At 69.9% G+C, this 22,433-nt stretch carries 14 protein-coding genes; 2 read left to right on the top strand and 12 right to left on the bottom strand.

Annotation, left to right across the window (positions count from 1 at the left end; translation table 11 throughout):
• Positions 1 to 349: 349 nt before the first annotated feature.
• Both RM590_RS15170 and RM590_RS15165 read right to left on the bottom strand, forming a co-directional pair.
• Positions 350 to 1,294, bottom strand: a complete 945-nt coding sequence (locus RM590_RS15170) for a dihydrodipicolinate synthase family protein (protein WP_311705067.1) — start codon at positions 1,292 to 1,294, stop codon at positions 350 to 352.
• Positions 1,291 to 1,986, bottom strand: a complete 696-nt coding sequence (locus RM590_RS15165; protein WP_311705066.1) for a GntR family transcriptional regulator — start codon at positions 1,984 to 1,986, stop codon at positions 1,291 to 1,293. Before RM590_RS15165 ends, RM590_RS15170 begins: the two co-directional genes overlap by 4 nt.
• 286 nt (positions 1,987 to 2,272) lie before the next feature.
• Here RM590_RS15165 and RM590_RS15160 point away from each other — a divergent pair, with 286 nt between their 5' ends.
• The gene (locus tag RM590_RS15160; protein WP_311705095.1) at positions 2,273 to 3,115 is read left to right on the top strand and encodes an NAD(P)H-binding protein; all 843 of its coding nucleotides are present in this window, start codon (positions 2,273 to 2,275) and stop codon (positions 3,113 to 3,115) included.
• 59 nt (positions 3,116 to 3,174) lie between these two features.
• Here RM590_RS15160 and RM590_RS15155 read toward each other — a convergent pair whose 3' ends face one another.
• Positions 3,175 to 3,981, bottom strand: a complete 807-nt coding sequence (locus RM590_RS15155) for a nucleotidyltransferase domain-containing protein (protein ID WP_311705065.1) — start codon at positions 3,979 to 3,981, stop codon at positions 3,175 to 3,177.
• A gap of 75 nt (positions 3,982 to 4,056) precedes the next feature.
• Positions 4,057 to 5,598: a pectate lyase family protein gene (locus RM590_RS15150; RefSeq protein WP_311705064.1), complete on the bottom strand. Its 1,542-nt coding sequence runs from the start codon at positions 5,596 to 5,598 to the stop codon at positions 4,057 to 4,059.
• Between the two features lie 989 nt (positions 5,599 to 6,587).
• On the opposite strand from RM590_RS15150, the gene RM590_RS15145 reads away from it, so the two are divergent.
• Positions 6,588 to 8,438, top strand: a complete 1,851-nt coding sequence (locus tag RM590_RS15145; RefSeq protein WP_311705063.1) for an AfsR/SARP family transcriptional regulator — start codon at positions 6,588 to 6,590, stop codon at positions 8,436 to 8,438.
• On the opposite strand, the gene RM590_RS15140 is transcribed toward RM590_RS15145, so the two are convergent.
• The 8 genes from RM590_RS15140 to RM590_RS15105 are packed head-to-tail and all read right to left on the bottom strand — an operon-like array spanning position 8,395 to position 22,420.
• Positions 8,395 to 9,168 (bottom strand): sulfotransferase-like domain-containing protein, encoded by a 774-nt coding sequence (locus tag RM590_RS15140; protein WP_311705062.1) that lies wholly within the window; start codon positions 9,166 to 9,168, stop codon positions 8,395 to 8,397. The two genes, RM590_RS15145 and RM590_RS15140, sit on opposite strands and share 44 nt — an antisense overlap.
• A gap of 14 nt (positions 9,169 to 9,182) precedes the next feature.
• On the bottom strand, positions 9,183 to 10,469 hold the full coding sequence (locus RM590_RS15135) for an MFS transporter (protein ID WP_311705061.1): 1,287 nt from the start codon (positions 10,467 to 10,469) through the stop codon (positions 9,183 to 9,185).
• Between the two features lie 49 nt (positions 10,470 to 10,518).
• Positions 10,519 to 11,022: an FBP domain-containing protein gene (locus tag RM590_RS15130; RefSeq protein ID WP_311705060.1), complete on the bottom strand. Its 504-nt coding sequence runs from the start codon at positions 11,020 to 11,022 to the stop codon at positions 10,519 to 10,521.
• 35 nt (positions 11,023 to 11,057) lie between these two features.
• A complete protein-coding gene (locus RM590_RS15125; RefSeq protein WP_311705059.1) occupies positions 11,058 to 11,885 on the bottom strand; it encodes a phytanoyl-CoA dioxygenase family protein in 828 nt (275 codons plus the stop codon).
• Positions 11,886 to 11,939: 54 nt separating this feature from the next.
• Positions 11,940 to 13,484, bottom strand: coding sequence for an AMP-binding protein (locus RM590_RS15120; protein ID WP_311705058.1), 1,545 nt, complete (start codon positions 13,482 to 13,484; stop codon positions 11,940 to 11,942).
• The gene (locus RM590_RS15115) at positions 13,481 to 19,033 is read right to left on the bottom strand and encodes a non-ribosomal peptide synthetase (protein WP_311705057.1); all 5,553 of its coding nucleotides are present in this window, start codon (positions 19,031 to 19,033) and stop codon (positions 13,481 to 13,483) included. The genes RM590_RS15120 and RM590_RS15115 overlap by 4 nt, the downstream gene beginning before the upstream one ends.
• A gap of 22 nt (positions 19,034 to 19,055) precedes the next feature.
• The gene (gene ltaE / locus RM590_RS15110) at positions 19,056 to 20,102 is read right to left on the bottom strand and encodes a low-specificity L-threonine aldolase (protein WP_311705056.1); all 1,047 of its coding nucleotides are present in this window, start codon (positions 20,100 to 20,102) and stop codon (positions 19,056 to 19,058) included.
• Positions 20,099 to 22,420 carry a pyridoxal-phosphate dependent enzyme gene (locus RM590_RS15105; protein ID WP_311705055.1) on the bottom strand — a complete coding sequence of 774 codons (2,322 nt, stop codon included), beginning with the start codon at positions 22,418 to 22,420 and terminating at the stop codon, positions 20,099 to 20,101. The genes ltaE and RM590_RS15105 overlap by 4 nt, the downstream gene beginning before the upstream one ends.
• Between the last annotated feature and the right edge of the window lie 13 nt (positions 22,421 to 22,433).

The following is a 22,433-nucleotide window of genomic DNA, read 5'->3' as shown; positions in this document are numbered from 1 at the left end:
ACTGACAACGGACGTTCACCGCACGGTGCTTGGGCCGGCCCCTCACGGAAGTGCCGGGAATATGCTTGATCATCTGCACTCTCCCTGCGAGCGCTGGATTCGGACAACGGACGAAAAGCTCATGGATTGCGTCTGCCGACTCGCGCCCTCGGCGGGCGGTCGGCCGGTAAGCGCTCTCCATACGGGCGTGGTGGGCGGGGACGTGCGGGGAAACGAGGTGTGGCTCAGCCCGCGGAGGGCTCGGGGACCTCTCCCGGTCGGGAGCGGAAGGCGAAGTCGCGGCCGGTGCCGCTCATTCGGGCGTTGTGAGGCGTGGTTTCGGGCGAGGTGTCGGGGATGTCGTCGCGGCTCACCGGGCGTCCCACCCCTCGACGATGGCGGCCACCGCGTCCCGTTCGGCCTCCGGCAGAGGCGCGCTCGGGGGGCGGATGTCGCGGCGGCACAGGCCGAGTGCCGCAAGCGCTTCCTTGACGACCGTGACGTTGTTGGCCGACTGCCGCTCGGCGCGCAGTTCTTCGAAGGGGCGGATCAGCTCCCACACCTTCATCGCCGCCGGGTAGTCACCGGCCCGCAGGGCGTGCAGCATCTCGATCGACACCTCCGGCACGACGTTCACCAGTCCCGAGGTGAACCCGGTGGCGCCGCACGCGAAGTAGGCCGGTGCCGACAGCTCCGCGAGCCCGGCCACCCACACGAAACGCTCCAGACCCGCGTCCCGCGCCACGGCGGCGAACCGCACCGGGTCCGGCACCGCGTACTTCACCCCGATCACATTGGGGCACTCCTCCCCCAGCCGGGCGATGGCGGCGCCGCTGATCAGCGGGTTTCGGATGTAGGGCACCACCCCCAGCTCCGGCACGGCCCGGGCGATGTGCCGGTGGTAGTCCACCCAGCCGTCCCTTGACACATACGGGTGCACCGGTTGATGCACCATCACCATCCGCGCCCCCGCCTCCCGCGCGTGCACGGCGGCGGCCACCGCCGTGGGCACCTCCTGGCCGACGCCCACGATGATCCGCGCCTCCCGGCCCGCCTCGGCGATCGTCAACTCCACTTCCAGGCGGCGCTCTTCGGGGGTGAGGGAGTAGAACTCGCTGGTGTTGCCGTTCGGCGTCAGTGTCCGGACGCCAGCGTCGAGCAGCCGACGGACCAACGCCCGGTAGGTGTCCTGGTCCAGCCGGTCCTCGGCGTCGAAGGGGGTGACCGGGATGGCCACCACATCGGCGAGCGCGGCACGCTGCACCGCGAACAGCTCGGCGGACTCCGCCGCGGTGGGGCCGGCCGGGGCGGTCATGACGCCCCTCCCGCGGAGGCCGTGGGAAACGTGGAGTCCGCGGAGTCCAGGGGGAACGCGCGCAGCACAAAGCCCTCGATGTGCTCCCGCAGCAGCCCGGCGGCCTCCTCGGCCTGCCCCGCCTCCGCGCGGGCCAGGATCTCCCGGTGCTCGGCGGCCTCGCGCTCCCAGGTCGGCCGCGCCTGCCAGGCGACCGAGGACACCAGGGCCGCCTGGTCGCGCAGGTCGTCCAGCATCCTCACCAGCAGCGGATTGCCGCACGGCAGGTACAGCGCCCGGTGGAAGTCCCGGTTGGCCAGCGAACGTTCCGCCGTGTCGCCGGCCGCGTCGGCCCGTTCGAGCGCGGCGTGCGCCTCGGCCAGCGAGGCCCGTTCGCCGACCGTGCGGCGCAGCGCCTCCGGCTCCAGCAGCAGCCGCACGTCGTAGACCGAGCGGGCCATCGTCGCGTCCACCGCGCGCACCGCGGCGCCCTTGTACGCGCTCATCACCACAAGTCCTCGTCCGGCCAGGGTCTTCAGCGCCTCCCTGACGGGGGTCTTGGAGACGCCGAACGTCCGAGCCAGTTCGGTTTCCACCAGCGGGGTGCCGGGGACCAGTCCGCCGGTCAGAATCGCGTGCTTCAACTGCTCCATGACGTACTGCGTGCGAGAAGGGATGGGCACCGGCGCGGAATTGGACAGGGGTGCGTTCATGCGTGACGGGGCCTTACTGCGAGGTCTGGATACGGCCCACATTCAGGCGTGTCTCGTATATGAGATATCGCGTACGAGCCGCAGTGCCGATGAACGTAGGTTGCGCGGAGCGCCGAGTCAACAGTTCTGACGAAAGTGCCGCCGACGGCCCGACGGGAGCGTCCGCGCGGGCGGATCACCGGGTGTGCCCAGGTGTTGACGTGCGGCGGCTGTGGCGGCGCGGCGGGCCGACGGCCGTCCGGGAAACCATTTGCTCGCCGGCCGTGGCGGCGGTTGGCTCCCCGGCATGAGGGAATCGAGGTCGAACGAACCGACGGTGGTCCTGGGTGGCACGGGAAAGATCGGCCGCCGGGTGGTGCGGCTGCTGCGGGAACGCGGCGTGCCGGTGCGCGTTGCCTCGCGCTCCGGCGAGCGGCGTTTCGACTGGACGGACCGGACGACATGGGAGCCCGCGCTGCGCGGGGCGAGGTCGGTCTACCTGGTGTATCTGCCCGACCTGGCGAGCCCCGACGCGGCGCCGCGTCTGCGGGAGGTGGGCGAACTGGCGGTGTCGCAAGGCGCCGAGCGGCTGGTGTTCCAGTCGGGAGGCGGATGGCCGGAGGCGGTCCCCGCCGAGGAGGCGGTGCGCAAAGCCGGGGCGGCGTGGACGGTGCTGCGGCCCGCGTGGTTCGCGCAGAACTTCAGCGAGGACCTGTTCCTCGAACCGCTGCGGCGCGGTGAGGTGAGGCTGTCGGCGGGCGACGGAGGCGAGCCGTTCGTCGATGCCCGGGATGTCGCGGAAATGGCGGTGGCGGCGCTCACCGAGGACGTTCACGCCGGGCGGGTATACGAGTTGTCCGGGCCGGAGTCGCTGAGCTTCGGTGACGCGGTCGCGCGCATCGCGCGGGCCAGCGGACGCGATATCCGCTACGTTTCGCTGACGCCCGAACGCTTCGAGAGCGAGCTGGTCCGGACGGGCGTGCCGGCGGAATTCGTCGCGCTGGAACTGGGGCGCTTCGCGGCCGTGCGCAGCGGCGCGTACGCCGAAGTCTCGGACGGCGTGCGGCGCGTGCTGGGGCGCGAGCCGAGATCGTTCGCCGAATATGTGCGGGAAACGGCGGCCACGGGGGTGTGGGCGAATGCCGGATAACGCGGATCCTTCCGGCCTCCCCGCCCGCTTCTCTGCCAAAGGCGCAGGCCAGGGGTCCGTCAGGGGCGCGGGGCCTTCTCGCCGTGCGTGGCCGCGTATTCCGCCGCGAGCCACGGGCCCAGGTCGTCGATGAGCATTCCGAGCACTGCCTGATCGGGCGAGGGTGTGCGGCCGATGGACGCGGCGATGCGCATGTGTGCGGCGCGCTCGGGGTAATAGCGGCCGAAGAGTTCGGCGGATTGCTCCAAGTCGCTGGTCCAGCCGCCCCATTGGGGCATGATCAGGGTGAATGCCGTGCGAACGAGGCGACGGCCGACGAGTCGGGCGAGGGTTTTCCGCTCGGCGTCCGTGGCCGCTTCGGCCGCCTTTGCGCGCCAACGCGGCAGCAGGCGGGCGAGATCGCCGTTCGTTTCGCGCGCGAGCAGGGACGTGGGGCGATAACGGGGCAGATGTTCCGCCACGTCGGGACCGAGCAGCGGGGTGCAGAGGCAGGCGATGAAGAATCCGAGATCGTGGCGTTCGAGTTCGCTGAGCAGAACGCGGGTGCTGGTCAGCAGGATTCCGACGCCGTCGATTTGAGGGAACGCGCGGTCGAGTGCGGCCTCGATCGCTTTCGCGTCGGCGCGGTCGGCCTCGGTGGGCTCGTCGTGGAGGGCGAGTTGGAGGTCGAGGTCGGAGACTCCGGGTCTGGCGGTGCCGCGCGGGATGCTGCCGTAGAGGTAGGCGCTGTGCAGGCGGGTGGGATCGAACGTCTCGGTGATGCGTGCGCGGGCGGCGTCGACCACGGGGACGAACGCGGTGGGCACGCGGTCCAGCGCGCCTTCGCGGGCGATCGTTCCGTCGCGGTCCAGCCCTCGTCCGTCCATGGGGTCACTATGCCTGGTCCGGGGGCCGGCCGGGCGGCCCCCGGACCTCGGGTGATCGGCGGCGGGACCGCGTCGCTACCCGGCGTAGGTCTCGAATTCGGCGACCCTCGGCGTGCCGGCCGAGCTGGTGATCTCAAACGTGATCTTGGCCAGTGACGTCGAGGGGAAGGTGATGACACCCGCCCCGCTGCCGGAGGCCAGGACGGCGCCGGTCCCGGCGTTGACGACCCTCCAGGACCCGATGTTCCCGGTGGCGCCCGATGCCTCCCGGATGTTGATCCTGGACACCGTGGTCGCGGAGCTCCACTTGATCGAGATGGCGCCGGTCGAGCCGGTCGGCGACCAGTAGGTGTTCATGTTGCCGTCGCGAACGTTGCCGTAGCTCGTCCCGTCCGCCTTGCTGGAGCCGTCGGAGCCGGCTCCGATGCTGAGGTTGGTCCCCGTCGGGTCGGTCGGGTCGGGGTCGGGCTCCGTCGGGTCCGGGTCGGGCTCCGTCGGGTCGGGCGTCTGGGGCGTGCAGTTGCCGTCCGACTCCCGCATGCCGGTGTTGGCGCCCGCCGTCTGCCTGACCACGCTCGGCACGCAACTGGCGGCGTCGAGCGTGTAGGAGTAGGGGATGCTGACGCTGGTGTTGGACTGCGGGTTGGGGCCGGCCGGGTTGTTGTCCTCGCCCGGGCTGGACCAGGTCACGTTGTCGAAGATGTTGCCGTTGACCTGCCAGTAACCGGCCGCGTCGGTGTAGAAGGTGCCCAGGACGTCCTTGGAGTCCTCGAAGTAGTTGTTGTCCACCCTGGCGCGGGCTCCGGCCCGGGAGTTGATCCCGGACTCGTTGAGGCCCGCGTAGTGGTTGTTGTAGATGTGGGCGATGCCGCCGCGCAGCAGGGGGGCGCGGGAGTCGATGTTCTCGTACAGGTTGTGGTGGAACGTGATGTAGCCGTTCGAGACGTCGCTCTCACTGGACCCGACGAGCCCACCGCGGCCGGAGTTGCGCAGGATGCTGTAGGACAGCGTCACATACTGGGTGTTGTTTTTCATGTCGAAGAGGCCGTCGAACCCCTCCGACTCCCCACCCGACGCCTCCAGGGTGACGTGATCGACCCAGACGTTGCGGACGTCGCTCTCCATGCCGATGGCGTCACCGCCGTTGGACGTGGGCGAGCCCGACTTCTTGACGTTCCGGACGGTCACGTTCTGGATGATGATGTTGCTGGCCTCGCGAATGTGAATGCCGAGCTGGTCGAAGACGGCTCCGCTGCCGACACCGACGAGCGTCACGTTGCTGATCTGCTTGAGCTCGATCACACCGTCGGCCGTGTTGCAGCTCTCGCCCGACACCTTGCTGGTGTTGCCGTGGTTGATGGTCCCCTCGACCTCAATGATGATCGGGGTACTGGCACTGGCCCGGCCGCACAGGGCGGCGTGGATCGCGGTGCCGGTGGTGGCCCGGACCGTCTGCCCGCCCGCACCGCCGGTGGTCCCACCGTTCTGGGTCGCGTAGCCGCTGGCGCTTCCGGTCGCCGCCGACGCCTCGGGCATCGACAGAACCACACCGGTCGCGATCGCGACGGCCATAAAGGCCAGCATCGCGTAGAGTCGCAGCGCGACTGATCGTTTCATCCTCGGCTCGCCTTTCGTCTTCGAATACTGGGTGCTGCTGCCGCACACCGCGGTTGTCCCGGTGGGCCGTCGAAGCTGCCGGCCCACCGCCGGGCGGTCGTCCACCGGCCCGGATGGGTGTTCTTCTCGAAGGGGATCCGGCCGGTCGTGGTGGACCGGCCGGTCCATGACCCGGATCCCGCCGGAGGTCACAAGGGGACCGCCGTCCTCGGCGAGGGACCGGTCGGGTTCGCCGGTGCGGGAGCGCGCGGGCTCGTTCCGCCGGACGGGAACGGCTTGGAGCCGTCGGTGGACACGTCGCGCTCGGCGCGTTCGACGACGATGGGCCCGGCCGAACGCGCGGGGCACGCGTTGCCCGGCCGGGGCGTTGGGAAGTCATGAGCGGACTGTGTAGGGGGTGGTCAGCGGTGCGGGGGTGGGGCGTTTCCCGTGTGTGAACCCTCGGCCGTGCAAGCGCTTGCCGTCATGGATGAGGGTCCCCCAGTCCATTCGGGCACGTGAACGGATCAAGAGTAGGGGCGGGGATCAGTACAATCCCGCGCAGCGCGAGGACAATACCGCGCGGCCGGGCGTCAGCGGCCTCAGCGAGCGTTCCGCCCCCCGGGCGGCTGCGCACGGCCTCATCGGCATGAAAGCGAGATGAAAGCAGCGCTGCGATTCTCTCCAGTAAGCAGCTCAGAGCGAGTTGGGGAAACATGTCCAGCGACCACGAGCAGCAGCTTCACCCCCCACAGCAACCCCGCCGCCGGCACGCTCACGAACGGCTGCCGGCCGACCGCATACCAGCGGTCCGCCAGGACTGAGTCGAACATCTCGAGGTGCGCCCGAGCCGCTCACCGATGGGATCACCTTCCGAAGAAATCACCGACGTCGTCACGCCCTTCAGCCGCCGCGCCCGGAGGGGCGGCGCCCCCGCGACCGCCACCGTGCGCCCGACGATTTGATGACGCACGCCCAAGGGGCTGATCAAGCTCACGTTGGAGGATCAATTGCTGGAATTCCGCATTCTGGGATCTGTCGAGATTTGGTCCGAAAACCGACGGCTACAACTATCTGGAACGAAACGTCCGGCCGTCCTGGGTTCTCTGCTGCTGGCCGACGGTATGCCGGTCTCGATCAACCGGCTGATCGATGCGGTCTGGGAGGACCAGTCGCCCTTCACCGCCATCAAACAGATTCGCAACACCACGTCCGATCTCAGGCGGCTCCACTCCGAGATCGGCGAACGGCTCACCCTGGTGGGAGACGGGTACCAGCTCAAGGTGGAAGACAGCCAGCTCGACGCGAGGGTGTTCACACGTCGTGTGGCCGAGGCGCGGCAGCTACGGAGAGACGGCGACCATGCGGGGGCGCTGGACCGGTTCCGAAATGCTCTGTCCCTCTGGCGCGGACCCGCGTTGTCCGGGATTGAAAGCGCGGCCCTCCAGGCTCAGGTCATGGGGCTGAACGAGCTCCGGCTCTCCGTCATGGAGGAGCGCATCGAACTCGAACTCGTTCAGGGCCACCATGAGTCTCTCCTTGGTGAACTGTATGCGCGGGTGGCCGAGAACCCGCTTCGTGAGCGGTTGGCGGCCCAGCTGATGCTGGCGCTCTTCCGGTCCGGCGCCCAGTCGCATGCCCTCGCCGTCTACGAGCGGACTCGTCAGGTCCTCAAGGAGGAGCTGGACGTCGAGCCCGGGCCTGAGTTGCAGGAGTGTCATCGCCACATCACGACAACTGACTCCGCGGGCGTCAAAACGCAACTCATTCGAGCACTGTATCCCAACAATCTGCCGCCCCGTCCCGTTCACTTTCTCGGCCGGAACGCAGAGCAACAGTTCCTCATGAAGTTGAGCAGAGTCTCCGGAGCGAGCGGCCCGTCGCATTCGCCTCATCCCAAGGTCATCGTGATCGATGGCATGGTCGGAATCGGCAAGACGGCGCTGGCCGTCCATGTGGCACATCAATTTTCCTCGCGGTACCCGGATGCCCAGTTGTTCGTCGATATGAGCGCACCTGCGGCCGGAAATCAACCGCTGGATCCGAGCTCGGCGTTGGCGGCGCTTCTGTCGGGGTTGGGTGTTCCCCCGGGGAGTATTCCCGATGGCCTGGGAGAGCGATCCGCCACCTGGCGCAGGATGGTCGCCGACCGCCGTGTACTGATCCTGCTCGACAACGTGAGCGACACCAGGCAGATCCTTCCTCTGCTGCCCGGCGTGTCCGACTGTCTCACCATGGTGACGAGCCGGAACCGGCTCACGAATGGCGCCGACTTCCATCAGCTGACCCTCCAGGAGATGTCGCCGGCAGAGGGACGTGAGCTGTTCGGCAGAATCCTTGGTAACGAGCGCGCCGTTCAGGAGCCCGGGGCCGTGGACGCGATCGTCGACCTGTGCGGCCGTCTCCCGCTGGCCATCCGGATCGCGGCGGGGAAATTGCGTCACCGTCCATCGTGGCCCGTCTCCCGCCTGGCTTCCCATCTGGCCATCAGCAGGGAGACTCGGACCGCTCCGCACGCGGGGGACGACAGCCTGATCGAGGCATTCCGGCAGGTGTATGACGATCTGAACACGCTTCAGCAGTACATCTTTCGTCTGCTCGGCCGACTGCCCTCGGAGCACGTCGAAACGCATAGCGTTTCAGAGCTGTCGGGTCTGTCCGGGACACACACCGATCAACTGCTCGAGTCATTCGTCGATGCCCACCTCCTGAGTACGTCCGCACCTGGTCGTTACCGCATGCACAAGCTGCTTCGCGCGTATGCCGCTCGACTCGCCGGTGAGGTGAACGCCTCCGCGAGACGTTCCGGTAGTCCGCTCACGAAAGCCGGTCCGGCCACCTGGCTGTTCGGCTGCGGTTGACCTGAACGCGAAGTGAGCGGAGCTCCTCGTAGTACGGCAGGGAGCGCCGCATGTATCCATGGAGCACAGGGGAGGCCGTGATATCCGGGTACGCCTTCTTCGTGAGGACCTCGAAACCGCTGCTGGCGCTGACGTCGCGATGCCACTCCCGCGTCGGAAGCCACTCCTTGCGGGTCTCGGGGCGCCAGGCGAGCGCGCCGGCCCGGAACGTGATGTCCATCCGCGCGCAGTAGGCCCGTATGATCCCCTCCGGGTCGGCCATGAGGTCCTCGGCATCGATGACGACGGGAGTCTCCCCACTGCGTTGCCGCACGACGGTGAACAGTTCGTGCAGCGCCTCGAAGCCTATCTGGTCATATCCGATGCCGGGGTTGAGCGCGTGGCAGGAGGCGATCGTCTCCCGGGGGTGCCGGATCAGAAACGCGTGACGCGCGTCGCGGGCGAGAAACGCCTCATCGGCGAGGACCCCGGGATATCGGTTCTCCGTGGTGTCCTTGACGAACACGGTGCACCGCTGTCCGAGCCCGCGCAACGCCGCCAGCGCCTCCCGTTCGCCGTGAACCGACACCTCCCCGATGTCCGACACCCCGAAGTTCGCCAAGCAGGAGAAGGGTTCGAAGACCGCCGTCACGTCGCCGCGCTCGCACATCATTCGGAAGACCGCTGTGGAGCGCGCGCGGGGCACGCTCCACAGCATCAGGATGCGCGGCCGTTCCTCGGGTGTCGCCATGCCCTTCCCTTCTCCTAGGCGTCTTTCAGCGCCGGTTCTTCTTCCTCGTTCTCCAGCACGCCCGGCACGTCCGTGACCGAGCGGACCGGCGACAGGGCGAGCACCACGCCGGCCTGGAGGATGCCGACGGAGGCCACGACCAGGGCGGCGGTGACGCCGAGGAAGGCTCCCAGGGCACCGCCGACAACGGCTCCCACGGGCGCGATGCCCGTCACGACCGTGCGGATCGACGCGTTCATCCGGCCCTGGAGATGATCGGGGGTGATGGCCGCCCGGTAGCTCCGCAGATTGACGTTGCCGACGATCACCATGGCCCCGTCGACCAGGCGCATCACGACGACCAGGGCGATCGCGAGGGCCACGGGTACCACGGTGGCCACGGGGAGCAGGGCGGAGGCGAGTCCGGCCAGAGTCGTCGACACCACCAGGGTGCGCCCCAGGCCCAGCGCGCGGCCCATCCGTTCGGCGATCAAGGCGCCGATGAGCGCGCCCGCGCCGGTTGCCGAGAAGATGAGGCCGATGTAGATCGGCTCGATCTCCAGCGTGCGGACGATGAAGATCAGAAAGATGGGCTCGAACGCCAGGGTGAAGAAATTGAAGATCAGCGTGGCGCCGGTGAGCACCCGGATGGTCGGGTTGTGGACGATGAAGGCGAGTCCCTCCCGGATGTCCTGCCAGATGCTCCCGCCCTCGTCGGAGCCCTCGCGGGGGGTCTCGGCGGTCGTGATCCGCAGAGTGAACAGGGCGGAAACGGCGTAGGTGACCGCGTTGGCGATGAGCGCGAACGGGGCGGTCATCACCTGGATGACGGCGCCGCCCACCGAACTGCCGCCGATGTTCGTGACGGAGATGGACATCTCCAACTTGCTGTTGCCCTGCACGAGGTCCTTGCGGGACACCACGGTGGGCAGAAAGGAGGCGGTGCCGACGTCGGAGATGACGCTGCAGCAGCCGACCAGGAACGCGATGAGCATCAGCAGTGGTGCCGACAGCCAGTCCTGCCACCAGGCCAGCGGGACGGCCAGCAGGAGCACGGCGCGTGCGGCGTCGCTGAAGGCGATGATGGGGCGTTTGGGCCTGCGGTCGAGCCAGACCCCGACGAAGAGGCCGATCAGGAGGTACGGAACGTACTCCAGGGCGACGATCAATCCCATCTCGAAGACCGATGCCGACAACGATTGCGCGGCGACCAGGGGCAGAGCGATGCCGGTCATCTTCGAGCCGAGGGTCGAAGCGGTCTGCCCCAGCCAGAGGTTGCGGAAGTTGGCGTGCCGCCAGAGGCTGGTGGACGTTTCGGTCACGGATGGACACCTTGTTCGTAGACGTGTGCGGGCACTGAGCTTTCGGAGATCAGTCCTGCTCTTCTTCGCCGAGAACCTTCCCGACGAGCGCGGAGAGGTTCTCCGCGACACGGTCGATGCGCCGGTCCAGGCTCAGGGTCTCGTGCATCTGGATCATGGGCGGGTCGAGCTTCCGCCGGGCGTACAGCGAGCAGGCGAGGTTCCGGCACAGGTACTCGCCCACCGTGTTGCCCCGCCTCCCCTCCTTGCCGGCCTTCCGGGCGGCGAACAGGGCTGTGCCGCCCAGGGGATGCGTCGTGACACACAGGGCGCACATCGTCTTGCGGCGGAAGTCCGGACCGCGCGCCGTCGCGCGCATCTCCATCCCGACCAGTCGGTCGCGCCAGTTCGTCACGAGGTAGGAGCGATTCGCGTCCCTGCCGTCGGCCCACGCCAGGAAGTCGAGATCCTGCCAGGCCACGTCGTCCAGTCGCGGAATCACCAGTGCCTGGGCACGGCGCCTCGACATGTTGACCAGCGAGCGCCGTATGTCCTGAGTGGTGATCGGTTCCATTCGTATCCCCATGTACCGGAGGTGCCGGGTGTCGCTCAGTCATCGTCCGCCTCGGGGCCGTCCCAGGCCATGGGCCGCACCCGGGTGGTATCGGGGTCCACGAGAAAGTCCGGTCGGGTCAGCCGGGTCGGGGCGTTGCGCACCGCGTTGTAGGTGATGAGCAGGACGGCGCGGCGGTCGGGCGAGAGGTTGTCGGACGATGAGTGCACCAGGTTGGGGTGGAAGGCGATGAGCGTTCCGGCCGGGCCGACGAGCGTTGTGGTGCCGCATTCCTCGGTGAGTCTCCGAACCCGGGCGTCGGGGACCGTGTGGCTCAGCTTGGCCGAGACGTGTGCGTGCCAGGTCTCCCGCCCGGCCGGCTCCGGTGGCTTGGAGGCGTCGATCAGGTCGTGCCGGTGGGAGCCGGGAAGCACCGTCAGCGGGCCGTTGTGCTCGTGGACGTCGTCGATGTTGATGGCGATGGAGACGGCGTTCGGCGTTGGCATGCCGTCCTCCCGGGCCCAGAACGCGTAGTCCTGGTGCCAGGGCCACTGTTTCCCCTCGCGCGGGCTCTTGATGTTGACCTTGAACTGATAGACGTACACCTCCTCGCCCAGCAGCGTCTCGGCGAGGTCCACCAGCAGCGGATGCCGGATGAGCCGGGCACACACGTCGTTGTACCGGTGGCAGCCGTGCAGGGCACGGACGGTACGGGAGCCGGCCTCGTACACGACCTCGGGCCGCTCCATTCGGGACATCTCCTCGATACTGTGCCGCACGCTGTCGAGCAACGCGGGATCGAGCCCGGTCCCCGGGGCGTACCAGCCGTCCCTGGCGTAGTCGGCCCGTGCCGTGGCACGCTCCACCGCTTCCAGCCGCACCATGTCTTCCCTCTCCGTGGTCGTGCGTCTTCCGTCGTGCCTCGTGCGGGAGCGGCCTCAGCAGAACAGCACCTGCTCCAGAATCGTGCGATCGATCTTGCCGTTGAAGTTGAGGGGCAGTTCGTCGAATCGGACCAGCGACCGCGGGATCATGTAGTCGGGCAGTCGCTCCCGCAGCCGGGCGAGCACCTGCTCGGTGTCGGCGCCGGCTCCGGTGCAGGCGGCTCGCAGTTCGCGTTCGCCGTCGGCGCCTTCGCCCGCCACGACGACGGCCTCGCGGATCCCGTCGTGAGTTCGGATCAGTTCTTCTATCTCCCCGACTTCCACGCGGTGGCCGCGGATCTTCACTTGGTGGTCGAGGCGGCCGAGGTGGACGTGCCGGCCGTCTTCCTCAAGCACCCGGTCACCGGTGCGGTACCAGATCTCGTCGGTCATCTCGAACGGCCGGCGCAGTACTTGGGCGCCGTCGTCGTCGACGGTCATGAAACGGCCCGAGTTCTGCGCGGGGTCGAGGTATCCGGGGAAGCGCTGCACACCCCGCAGGAGGAGTTCGCCCTCCTGCGCCGGCTTCCCCTCGGGGTCGAGGATCAGGTATTCCGTCCCCGGGTAGGGCGAGCCGATCGGAACGGTGCCATTGCCGGTTGTTTCCCAGGAACCCGGATCGCCGCCCAGTCGGTACTCGTAGCACCCCGTGATCTCGGTGGGCCCGTAGATGTTGTCCACGGTGCTGTGCGGTGCCGCCTCCTGCCAGGCCCGGGCCTGCTTCCAGGTCAGCGGCTCGCCCGAGAACAGGCTCCAGCGCAGACCCGGCATGTCGCCGGGTGCGAGTTCACCCAGCCGCAGGGCCGTCGAGATCACCGAGGGGACGGAGAACCAGTGGGTGAGCCGGCGGCGGTTGACGAAGTCGACGGGAGCGAGGATCTCCTCCCGGCTGGGCACGACCAGCGCCGCTCCGGTCCCCCAGGCGACGAACATGTCGTGCACGGACGGGTCGAAGGTGAGCTCGGCCACCTGTGACACCCGCGCTCCCGGGCCGGCCGGGTAACGGGCGATGACGTGGCCGAGGAAAGCGCAGACCTGCCGGTGCTGGAGCGGAACACCCTTGGGGGCGCCGGTGGAGCCCGAGGTGAACAGGATGTAGGCGAAGTCGTCGGGGGTCGCACGGGAGCCGGGAAGCTCCGGCGCGGGGCCGTGGGCGAACTCGGCGAGCCGCCCGGGAGACGCCTCGTAGACGGTCGTGCCCACCTCGGCGGCACGCTCCGCGTCCGTGCTGATCACCAGGTCCAGTCCGGCGGCCGCGGCGATGTCGGCGTTGCGGGCGGGAGGGAAGCGCACGTTGAGCGGCACCGGGGTTGACCCCAGGCACAGGATCGCCAGGTATCCGGCGTAGGCGGCCAGGGTCCGCCCGGCCAGCAGCCCGACGCGGCGCGGCGCCGTGCCGCCGTGGCACTCGACCAGTGCGCCGGCCAGGCCGCGTACCACTCGCGCGAGCTCCGCGTAGGTGAGGACGTGCTCCTCGACCTCCAGTGCCGTGCGGGCGGGGTGTGCCATGACCGAGCGGTCGAACCAGTCGTACAGGACCACTTCTCGTGGGGATGTCACCTCTGCTCGCCTCCTCGTCGGGGCTGCCGGGGGCGTCGGACGACCCTGGGCTCGGCATCCCGGCCGCCCGTTCCCGCCCTCGCCCGGGTGTCCAGCACGGCGGCCAGCCGGTGGACGGTCCGGCCGTCGAAGAGATCCTTGACCCACACGTCGACCGCCAGCTCCTGCCGGAGACGGGCCACGAGCCGGGTGGCGAGCAGCGAGTGGCCGCCCAGGTCGAAGAAGCTGTCGTGGATCCCGATGTCCCGGTGTCCGAGAAACTCCTCCCAGACCGCGCACAGATACCGCTCCCGGTCGGTGCGCGGCTTCGCGCCAGGTCCCGGGGCGGGGGCGGGATCGGCGGGTTCCGGCAGCGCCTTGCGGTCCAGCTTCCCGCTGGCCGTCGTGGGCAGCGCGGAGAGCACGGCGTAGTGAACGGGCAGCATGTGGTCGGGGAGCCGTTGCGACAGCAGCCGTCTCACCTCGGTGGCAGCGGGGGCGAGGACCCCGGGCTCCGGGACCAGGTAGCCGGTGAGCCGGCGTGCGACCCCCTCGCCATGGACCGCCACCGCGGCCTCCCGGACGCCCGGGACCCGCCGCAGTTCGGCCTCGATCTCGCCCAGTTCGACCCGGTGTCCGCGGAGTTTGAGCTGACTGTCGTTCCGGCCCAGGAACTCCAGGGAACCGTCCTGGCGGTATCGCGCGATGTCGCCCGTCCGGTAGAGCCGTGCGCCGGGTACCGGGCCGAACGGGTCGGGTACGAATCGCTCGGCTGTGAGGTCGGGGCGGTTGACATAGCAGCGTGCGAGGTTCCCGCCCCCGATGTACACCTCGCCGGGGACGCCCATCGGCTGCAACGCGCCCGAGTCGTCCATGACGTAGACGGAGGTGCCGTACGCGGGCCTCCCGATCGGGGGCAGGGTCGGCCACGGCTCGCCGCCCCCCTCCCCCGCCGGCGTCCGCCGAGGCAGGGGCTGGCTGGTCGCCCGGTTGACCTCGCTCGGACCGTACTGGTTGATCAGCGTGCATCCGGGAACGCCCCGGAGCCACTCCTGGAGGGCGTCGGTGACCTGGAGTTGCTCGCCGCCGGACATCACATGCCGCAGGCTCAGCCGCCGTTCCCCGCCCTCGGCCAGCGACCAGCCGACGACGTTCATCAACCCGACGTAGGGAGTGTCCCAGCGCCCGATCCGTTCCCGGTCCAGGATGTCGAGCACTGCCCCGGGATCGCGCCGCGTCGCGTCGGTGGACAGCACGACCAGCCGGCCCCCTGCCTGCCAGGCGGCGAACATCTCGACGAACGAGGCGTCGAATCCCAGGGAGTTGAACTGCAGAACGGCCTCGCCCGGCCGAACCGGAATCTCGTCCCTGTCCCAGCGCATCAGATTGAGCAGCGAACGATGGGGCAGGGCCACGGCCTTGGGGCGCCCTGTGGAGCCCGAGGTGTGCAGGACGTAGGCCAGTTGGTCTCCCGCGGCGCGCGCCCGAGGGGTGCCGGACGCGCGTTCCGGTGCGTCGGCGAGGATCCGGTCCACCAGGAACAGCCGGCGTCCGGTCCGTTCGGTGAGCCGGGTGGCGCTCTTCTCGGTGTCCCGATGCGCGAGGATCGCGATCACGCCGGCCTCGTCGAGCATGGCACCGAGCCGCTCCGGCGGATCACCGTGGTCCAGGGGAACGTAGGCCGCGCCCGCTTTCAGTACGCCCAGCACGGCGATGAACGTGTGCGGTCCGCGCTCGGTGTACAGGCCCACCCGGTTCTCCGGGCCCAGACCCGATGCGATCAAGTGGCCGGCGAGCCTGTTGGCGTCCGCGTTGAGCCGCGCGTACGTGAGATGGCTGCCGTCATGTGTCAGGGCGATGGAGTCAGGAGTGCGTCGGACCTGCTGCTCGAACAACTGGTGGAGGGTGCTCGCCCGCAGGTCGTCGCAGGGCGTCCCGGAGGCGAGCCGGACCAGTTCGGCCCGCTCGTCGGGAGCGAGCAGGGGCAGCCGTGCGACGGGCATGTCCGGGTCCGCCAGCAAGGCGCGCAGCAGCACCTCGTAGTGGCGCAGCAGCCCGGTCACCAGGGACCGGGGGTAGAGATCAGTGTTGTGGTCGACCGTCAGCCGCACCCCGTCCTCGGCCGTCCTGGCCGACAGCACCAGGTCGAAGTCGAGAGAGCGGACGCCCAGGGACACCTCGCGGTCGGTCAGGCCCGGCAGGTGGATGTGCCGCTCCTCGCCCTCGTGCATGTCGAACACGATCTGCACGAGCGGGTTGTAGCTCGGTGAGCGCTCCGGCGAGAGCAGCGCCACCAGCTTCGCCAGCGGCAGGGTCTGGTGGGCGGACGCCTCCAGCACGGTCTCCCGGACCCGCCGGAGGTGCAGCCGGAAGGACTCGTCGCCGCTCACGGTGGCGCGCAGCGGCAGGGTGTTCACGAAGTAGCCGATCTGTCCTTCGTATTCCTCCCGCTCGCGGTTGGCGGCGGTCGTGCCCACGACGAAGTCCGGCTGACCGGTGTAGCGCCACAGCAGCACCTCGAAGGCGGCCAGCAGTGTCATGAACGGCGTGGCGTCCGCCTCGGCACTGAGCGACCGGATCCGGGCCAGCAGGTCGGCGGGGAGCAGAGCGGAGACGGATTCGCCCGCGTAGGTGCGGCGGGCGGGGCGCGGGGTGTCGGTGGGCAGCTCCAGCAGCGGCGGCGCGTCGGCCAGGAGTCCGGTCCAGTAGGAGACGTGCGCCTCCTCCCGGGCGGTGACCTGCTCCTCGCCGCGCTCCCAGAACGCGATGTCCGGGAACTGGACGGGCAGTTCGGCCAGGTCGGCGGGCTCATCGGCACACGCCGCGCGATACAGCTCGGCCAGCTCCGCGGCCAGGATGTCGTAGGAGGAGGCGTCGAAGACGATGTGGTGTACCACGACGACGAACAGGTGGTGCCGTTCCGCGAGGCGGTACAGGTGCGCGCGGATCAGCGGGCCCCGGCGCAGGTCGAACGGGCGGGCGGCCTCCCGGGCGGCGGCCCGCAATGCCTCCTCCATGCGCCGCTCGGCGGTCTCGCCGGCCGGGCCGGCGATGTCGGTCCGGCCGAACTCCACCGCTGGTTCGGACCCCACGGTCTGGACCGGGTTGGCGTCCCGCTCCTCGATCCTGGTCCGGAGCGACTCGTGCCGTCCGGCCAGCCCTGCCAGCGCCCGCTCCAGCGCGGGGACGTTCAGATCGCCGATGAGTTCCCGGGCGCGGGCGATGTGGTACAGCGAGTTGCCCGGCTGGAACTCCTCCATGAACCAGAGCGATTCCTGGTTCGGGGAGAGCGGGACGAGCGCGTCGGCGGGGCGTCTGGCGATCTCGACCGGGCGTTGCCCCTCCTGCCGGGCCAGCCGTTCCTCCAGCGCACAGGCGAACTCGGCCAGCGTCGGGGCCTCGAACAGGGTCCTCACCGGCAGGTCCGTCTGCCAGATCCGCCGTGCCCGGGCGATGAGCTTCACCGCCAGGAGCGAGTGCCCGCCCAGCGCGAAGAAGTGATCCGATCGGCGGATCTCCGGTCGGGCGAGGAGCTGCGACCAGAGCCGGGCCAGTTCCCGTTCGGTTGCCGTCAGCGGCTCGGGGTCGGCTGGGTCCTCCTCGCCCGCAGCCCGACGCACCGCCTCGGCCAGGGCACCCGGGTCCGGATCGCCGTCGCCGCTGCGGGGCAGGGCCGTGAGCCGCACGAACACCTGGGGGATCTGATGGCGCGGCAGAGCGGTCGCCAAATGGCGGGCCAGCTCGACGGACTGGACCGCCGGCCCGTTCGCGACGGGCACGTAGCAGGCGGCCAGGCAGCTCCCGAGGTCATCCGTCCGGGCGGCGAGGACGGCGCAGTCCGCGATCGCCGGGTGCGTACGCAGTGCGGTGGCCACCGCCGCGGTGTCGACCCGGAAGCCGTTGATCTCGACGAAGCGGTCACGGTGCCCGAGCTCCCGGATGCCGCCATCGGCCTGCCGGAGCGCCAGTCGGCCGGTGGGTGCGGGCCGGCCGTCCTCGCCCGTGGCGTGGAGTTCACCGACCGTGCCGATCGGCGAGGGGTGCCCGTACGCGTCGAGAAGCACGACGCCGGGCCGCGCCGACCCGGACGCCGTCTCGCCCTCCCGCGCGAGGAGGACCTCCTCTTCCTCGGTGAGCAGCGGGAACGCGGAGAGCCGCCGGCCGGGATCGTCGGTCAGCCGCCGCAGCAGCAGCAGGTAGTGGGCGATCACGCGATCGATCGTGGGCCGGTCGAACAGGTCGGTGCTGTACTCGATCCGGCCGGCGAGGCCGCGCGGGGAGGGGACCAGATGCAGCGTCAGGTCGAGCTTGGCGGTCCGGGTCGGCACCTCCAGGATCTCGCAGCGCACACCGGGCAGGTCGAGCGGCGGGTGTGGTTCGTGCAGGTTGCCCATCACCTGGAACAGCGGACCGTAGCTCACGTCGCGGCCGGGCGCGATCCGGTTGGCCACCATGTCGAACGGGATGTGCTGGTGATCCTGCGCCTCCAGCAGCTCGTCCCGGGTGCGGGCCACCAGTTCCCGCAGCGTCATGTCACCGGTCATCCGGAGCCGCAGCGGCACGGTGTTGACGAAGAGGCCGAAGACGCCCTCCCACTCGGTCCGGGCCCGGTTGGCCACCGGCACGCCCATGATCAGGTCGTCGGCGCCCGTATAGCGGTGGAGGAGCGCCGCGAACGCGGCCAGCCCGACGGCGAAGGCCGACGCCCGCTCGGCCTCGCGCAGTGTCTCGACACCGCGGGCCAGTTCCTCGGCGATCGCGAACTCCACGGCGGCGCCCGCTCCGGAGGGGCGCTTGGGGCGCGGGCGGGCGCAGGGCAGTTCCAGGAGTGCCGGTGCCCCGTCGAGCTTCTTCACCCAGTGGGCCAGGTCGTCGTCGAACTGACCGGCGGCCGCCGCGCGGTACTCCCAGGCGGTGTAGTCGCGGTACTGGAACGGGACCCGCGCCAGGTCGGCCGGCACGCCCCGGACATGCGCCGTGTACAGCCGGCCCAGTTCGGCGAAGAGGATCTTCTCGGACCAGCCGTCGGACACGATGTGATGGGTGCAGAGCGCCAGCAGATGGAGGGTGTCCGAGACCCGGATGAGGTGCACCCGCAGCAGCGGGTCCCCGGTCAGCGCGAACGGCCGGTGGATGATCTCGTCGATCCTCCGCCGCGCGCGGCTCTCCGCGGACGCGCCGTCGGGGTCACCGGTCTCACCGACGTCGCTGACCTCGACGGCCAGTCCGTCGGTGTCCACGACGTGCTGGAGCAGATTTCCCTCGGCGTCCCGCTCGAACCTGGTGCGCAGCGCCTCGTACCGGGCGTACAGCTCCCTGATGGACCGCACGAGCGCGTCGGTGTCCAGATCGCCGGTGAACCGCAGCACGAACGGCACGCTGTAGGTCGGGCCCGCGCCGTACAGCTCGTCCATGAACCACATCCGGCGCTGGGCGTAGGACGCGGCGATCGGCTCCGCCGCCGGGACCCGGCGCGGGGCGGCCGACATCCCCTTGCGCCGTGCCAGGAGCATGGCCAGGAGTTCCCGCTGCCTGGGGCTCGCACCGCCCCGTTGCTCTTCCGAGCTCATCCTGTCCTTCTTTCTTTCGGCGTCAGTACTCGGGACCGCGGCTGAGCACCTTGGCCACGATGGACACCGCCGCCTCGATGTCGTGGCCGGTGACGCCGGAGTGGGTGACGGCCCGGATGCGGCCATGGCCCAGCTCACCTACCGCCAGGCCGAGTTCGCGGGCCGACGCCACGAAGCTCTGCCAGGTGAACCGCGGGTCGGTGACCCGGAACATGCAGATGTTGGTCCGGACTTCTCCGGGGTCGATCTCGATGCCGGGAATGCCGGCCAGGCCCCGTGCCAGGGCGGCGGCGTTCTCGTGGTCCTCGGCCAGCCGGCCGGCGTTCCTGACGGCGACGATCCCCGCGGCGGCGAGGACCCCTGCCTGGCGCATGCCGCCGCCGAGCATTTTGCGCACCCGGCGGACCTCGGCGACGAAGTCCGCACGGCCGACGGCCAGCGATCCGACCGGGGCGCCCAGTCCCTTGGACAGACAGAACTGCAGGGTGTCCACGTGGCGGACCAGTTGGGCGACCGGGACGCCCGACGCCACCGCGGCGTTGAACACCCGGGCGCCGTCCAGGTGCAGAGCCACGCGTCGCTCGTCGGCGAACCGCCGCAGCCGCTCGATGTACTCCTCGGGCAGAATCGCGCCGCCGCAGCGGTTGTGGGTGTTCTCCACACAGATCAGCGCCGGCCGCGCGAACTGGGGGTCGTCGCCGTCGACGGGGAATCCGGCGGCCAGGTCCTCCAGGAGCAGTCGGCCGTCGGGCTGGGTGGGGATCGGTTCGTAGACGATTCCACCGCACACCGACGCGCCGCCGGCCTCGTAGACGTAGATGTCGCTCTCGCTGCCCACCAGAACCTTGGCGCCCCGCGGTGCGTGCACCAGGAGGGAGGCCAGATTGGCCATGGTTCCCGAGGGCATCAGACAGGCGGCCTCCTTGCCGAGGGTCTCCGCCGCGAGTTCCTCGAGGGCGCGAACCGTCGGGTCCTCGCCGTAGACGTCGTCGCCGAGCGGCGCGTCGGCCATCGCGCGGCGCATTTCCCGCGTCGGAAGAGTGAAGGTGTCACTGCGCAGTTCGATCACGGCAGGGGCCCCGCCTTCGTCGTGTCCTGATCCGTCCGTATCCGCAGCCGCGCCGCCGCCTCGGCCAGGGAACGTGCCACCGCCCCGGGTGCGTCTCCGGAGGCGATGACGAAGCCGAGGCGGTCGTACGCGTCCTGGGCCGGTCTCACCTTCGCCCCCGGCCGGGCGGTGACCGTGACCTGTTCGACCCCGGGTGTCCGGCCCGCCGCCGCGACACCTTCCACCGTCCGCAGGACCCCCGGCCGGGGCGCGGTCAGGAAGCGGATGCCGGCGTGGCGGTACGAGGAGGCGGTGAGCTGCGGGGGCAGTTCGGCCGCCACCCGCATGTGCTGTTCGAGCACCCGGATCCCGGAGGCGAGCCGCATCAGCTCGGGAATCATCCCGCCCGCGGGCCGTGGGTTGATCTCGATGACGCTCGGTCCCTCGGGGGTCAGCTTGACCTCGGTGTGCGTCGCACCGGCCCCGACCCCGACCGCGGCCAGGCCGCGGCGGACGACGTCCTGAATCCTGTCGACGGCGGCCGTCGGCAGCGCCGTGGGGAAGACATGCTGGTGCTCCACGAAGTACGGGCCGGTGGAGGTGCTCTTGTCGGTGACGCCGAGGCAATGCGTCTCGCCGTCCCAGCCGAACATCTCAACGCTCACCTCGGGCCCCGGCAGGTACTGCTCCACCAGCACCCGCCGGGCGGTGGGCTGCCCACGCACATTGGTTCGTTCCGCCAGGATCCGCTCGGCGTGCTCGGTCGCCTCGGCCATGGTGTGGCACAGCCGCACGGCCCGGGAGCCGGAGTCGTCCACCGGCTTGACCACACAGGGCAGACCGACTCTTGCAACGGCGTCGGCCACGTCCCCGGAAAGCGTGCCCTCGCGCGCGATGCCGAACGCGGGCTGGCGCACCCCGGCTTGGGCCAGAGTCTCCCGGAGCAGGGCCTTGTCACGGCAACTGGCGATCGCCGCCGGCGGATTGCCCGGGAGCCCGAGCCATTCCGCGAGATCGGCCACGCGGGGAATGTAGAACTCGCTGGTGCTGGTGACGCCCGCCAGTTCCTCGCGCCGGTACCGCCTCTGGACGGTGGCGCGCAGTTCCTCCGGCGAGTTGGTGTCGCAGACCACCACCTCGCAGCCCGTCTCGGTGAGACCGGCGTAGCGCTCCGGGCCGCCGGTCAGCAGGACGGGCTCCAGGCCGAGTGCGGCCGCCGTGCGCAGGGCGCGCATGCCCGAGCCCGTTGTGTTGGACTCCACGAACAGCAGCCGGGGCGGCGCCGAGGGCGGCCTGACGGCCGCCCGCGACCAGGTGCGGACCTCCGTCCCGTACTCCACCACCTGAGGGGTCCGGGCCACGGGCCCCCCGCTCAGCCGGTGCCGGTCCCAGTACGCGTCGCTGTAGACGGTGCCGGCGTAGCGGTCACCGCGGTCCGGAAAGATCCCGACGACCGTGCTTCCCGGCTCCGCCCGCGAGGCCACGTCGTGGAGCACTCGGTAGACCACGCCCGATGTGTTGCCCGCGAACAGTTGCTGCTCCGCGGCCAGGGCGCGGGTCGCCGCGAACGCCTCATGGTCGTTGAGCCAGTGCACCTCGTTGATCAGCCGCCGGTCGAGGTTGCCGGGCAGCAGGCTGTTGCCGAGTCCGCTCTGCAACCGCTCCGGGCGGTCGGGCTGCTCGAACAGCCGGCTTCCGACGCAGTCGACGCCCACGACGTGGAGCTTGGGAAAGCGCCGCCGCAGTGCCCTGGCGGTGCCGCAGAGCGAACCGCCGCTTCCCACCGAACCGACGAGCACGTCGACCCGGCCCAGGTCGTCCGTCAGTTCCTCGGCCAGCCTGCGGTATCCCGCCGGGTTGTCCGGGTTGGTGTACTGCTGAGGCCAGAACGCCCCCGGCATCTCGTCCATCAGCTCGGCCAGCCGCTCGAGCCGGGCGCTCTGCCAGCCCTGCGCGGTCATCGCGCCGACCATGTGCACCTCACAGCCCAGCGCGGCGAGCTTGGCGAGGGTGACTTCGTCGATGCGCGGGTCGGTGACGATGTGCACCGGGTGGCCGAGCGCGGTGCCCACCAGTGCCACCCCGAGGGCCATGGTGCCGGAAGAACTTTCCAGGATCGGGTCCCCGTTCCGCAGCACCCCGCTCTCCCGTGCCTTCAGGATGATGCTGCGGGCGACACGGTCCTTCATCGCGAAGACGTTCTGCATCTCCAGCTTCGCGTACACGTCGACTCCGGGAGGCGTGTCCATCCGGAGCCGCAGCACCGGGGTGCAGCCAATCGCGTCCAGCACGCTGTCGAAGAGCACCGCTCCAGCCCCCAGGGGTCGTTTCGGATCCATGAATTCGATGGCC

It is taken from the genome of Streptomyces litchfieldiae (assembly GCF_031845365.1).
In the GTDB taxonomy this organism is placed as follows: domain Bacteria; phylum Actinomycetota; class Actinomycetes; order Streptomycetales; family Streptomycetaceae; genus Streptomyces; species Streptomyces litchfieldiae.
Note: the sequence above shows the minus strand (reverse complement) of the source record. Positions and strands in the feature narration are given on the sequence as shown.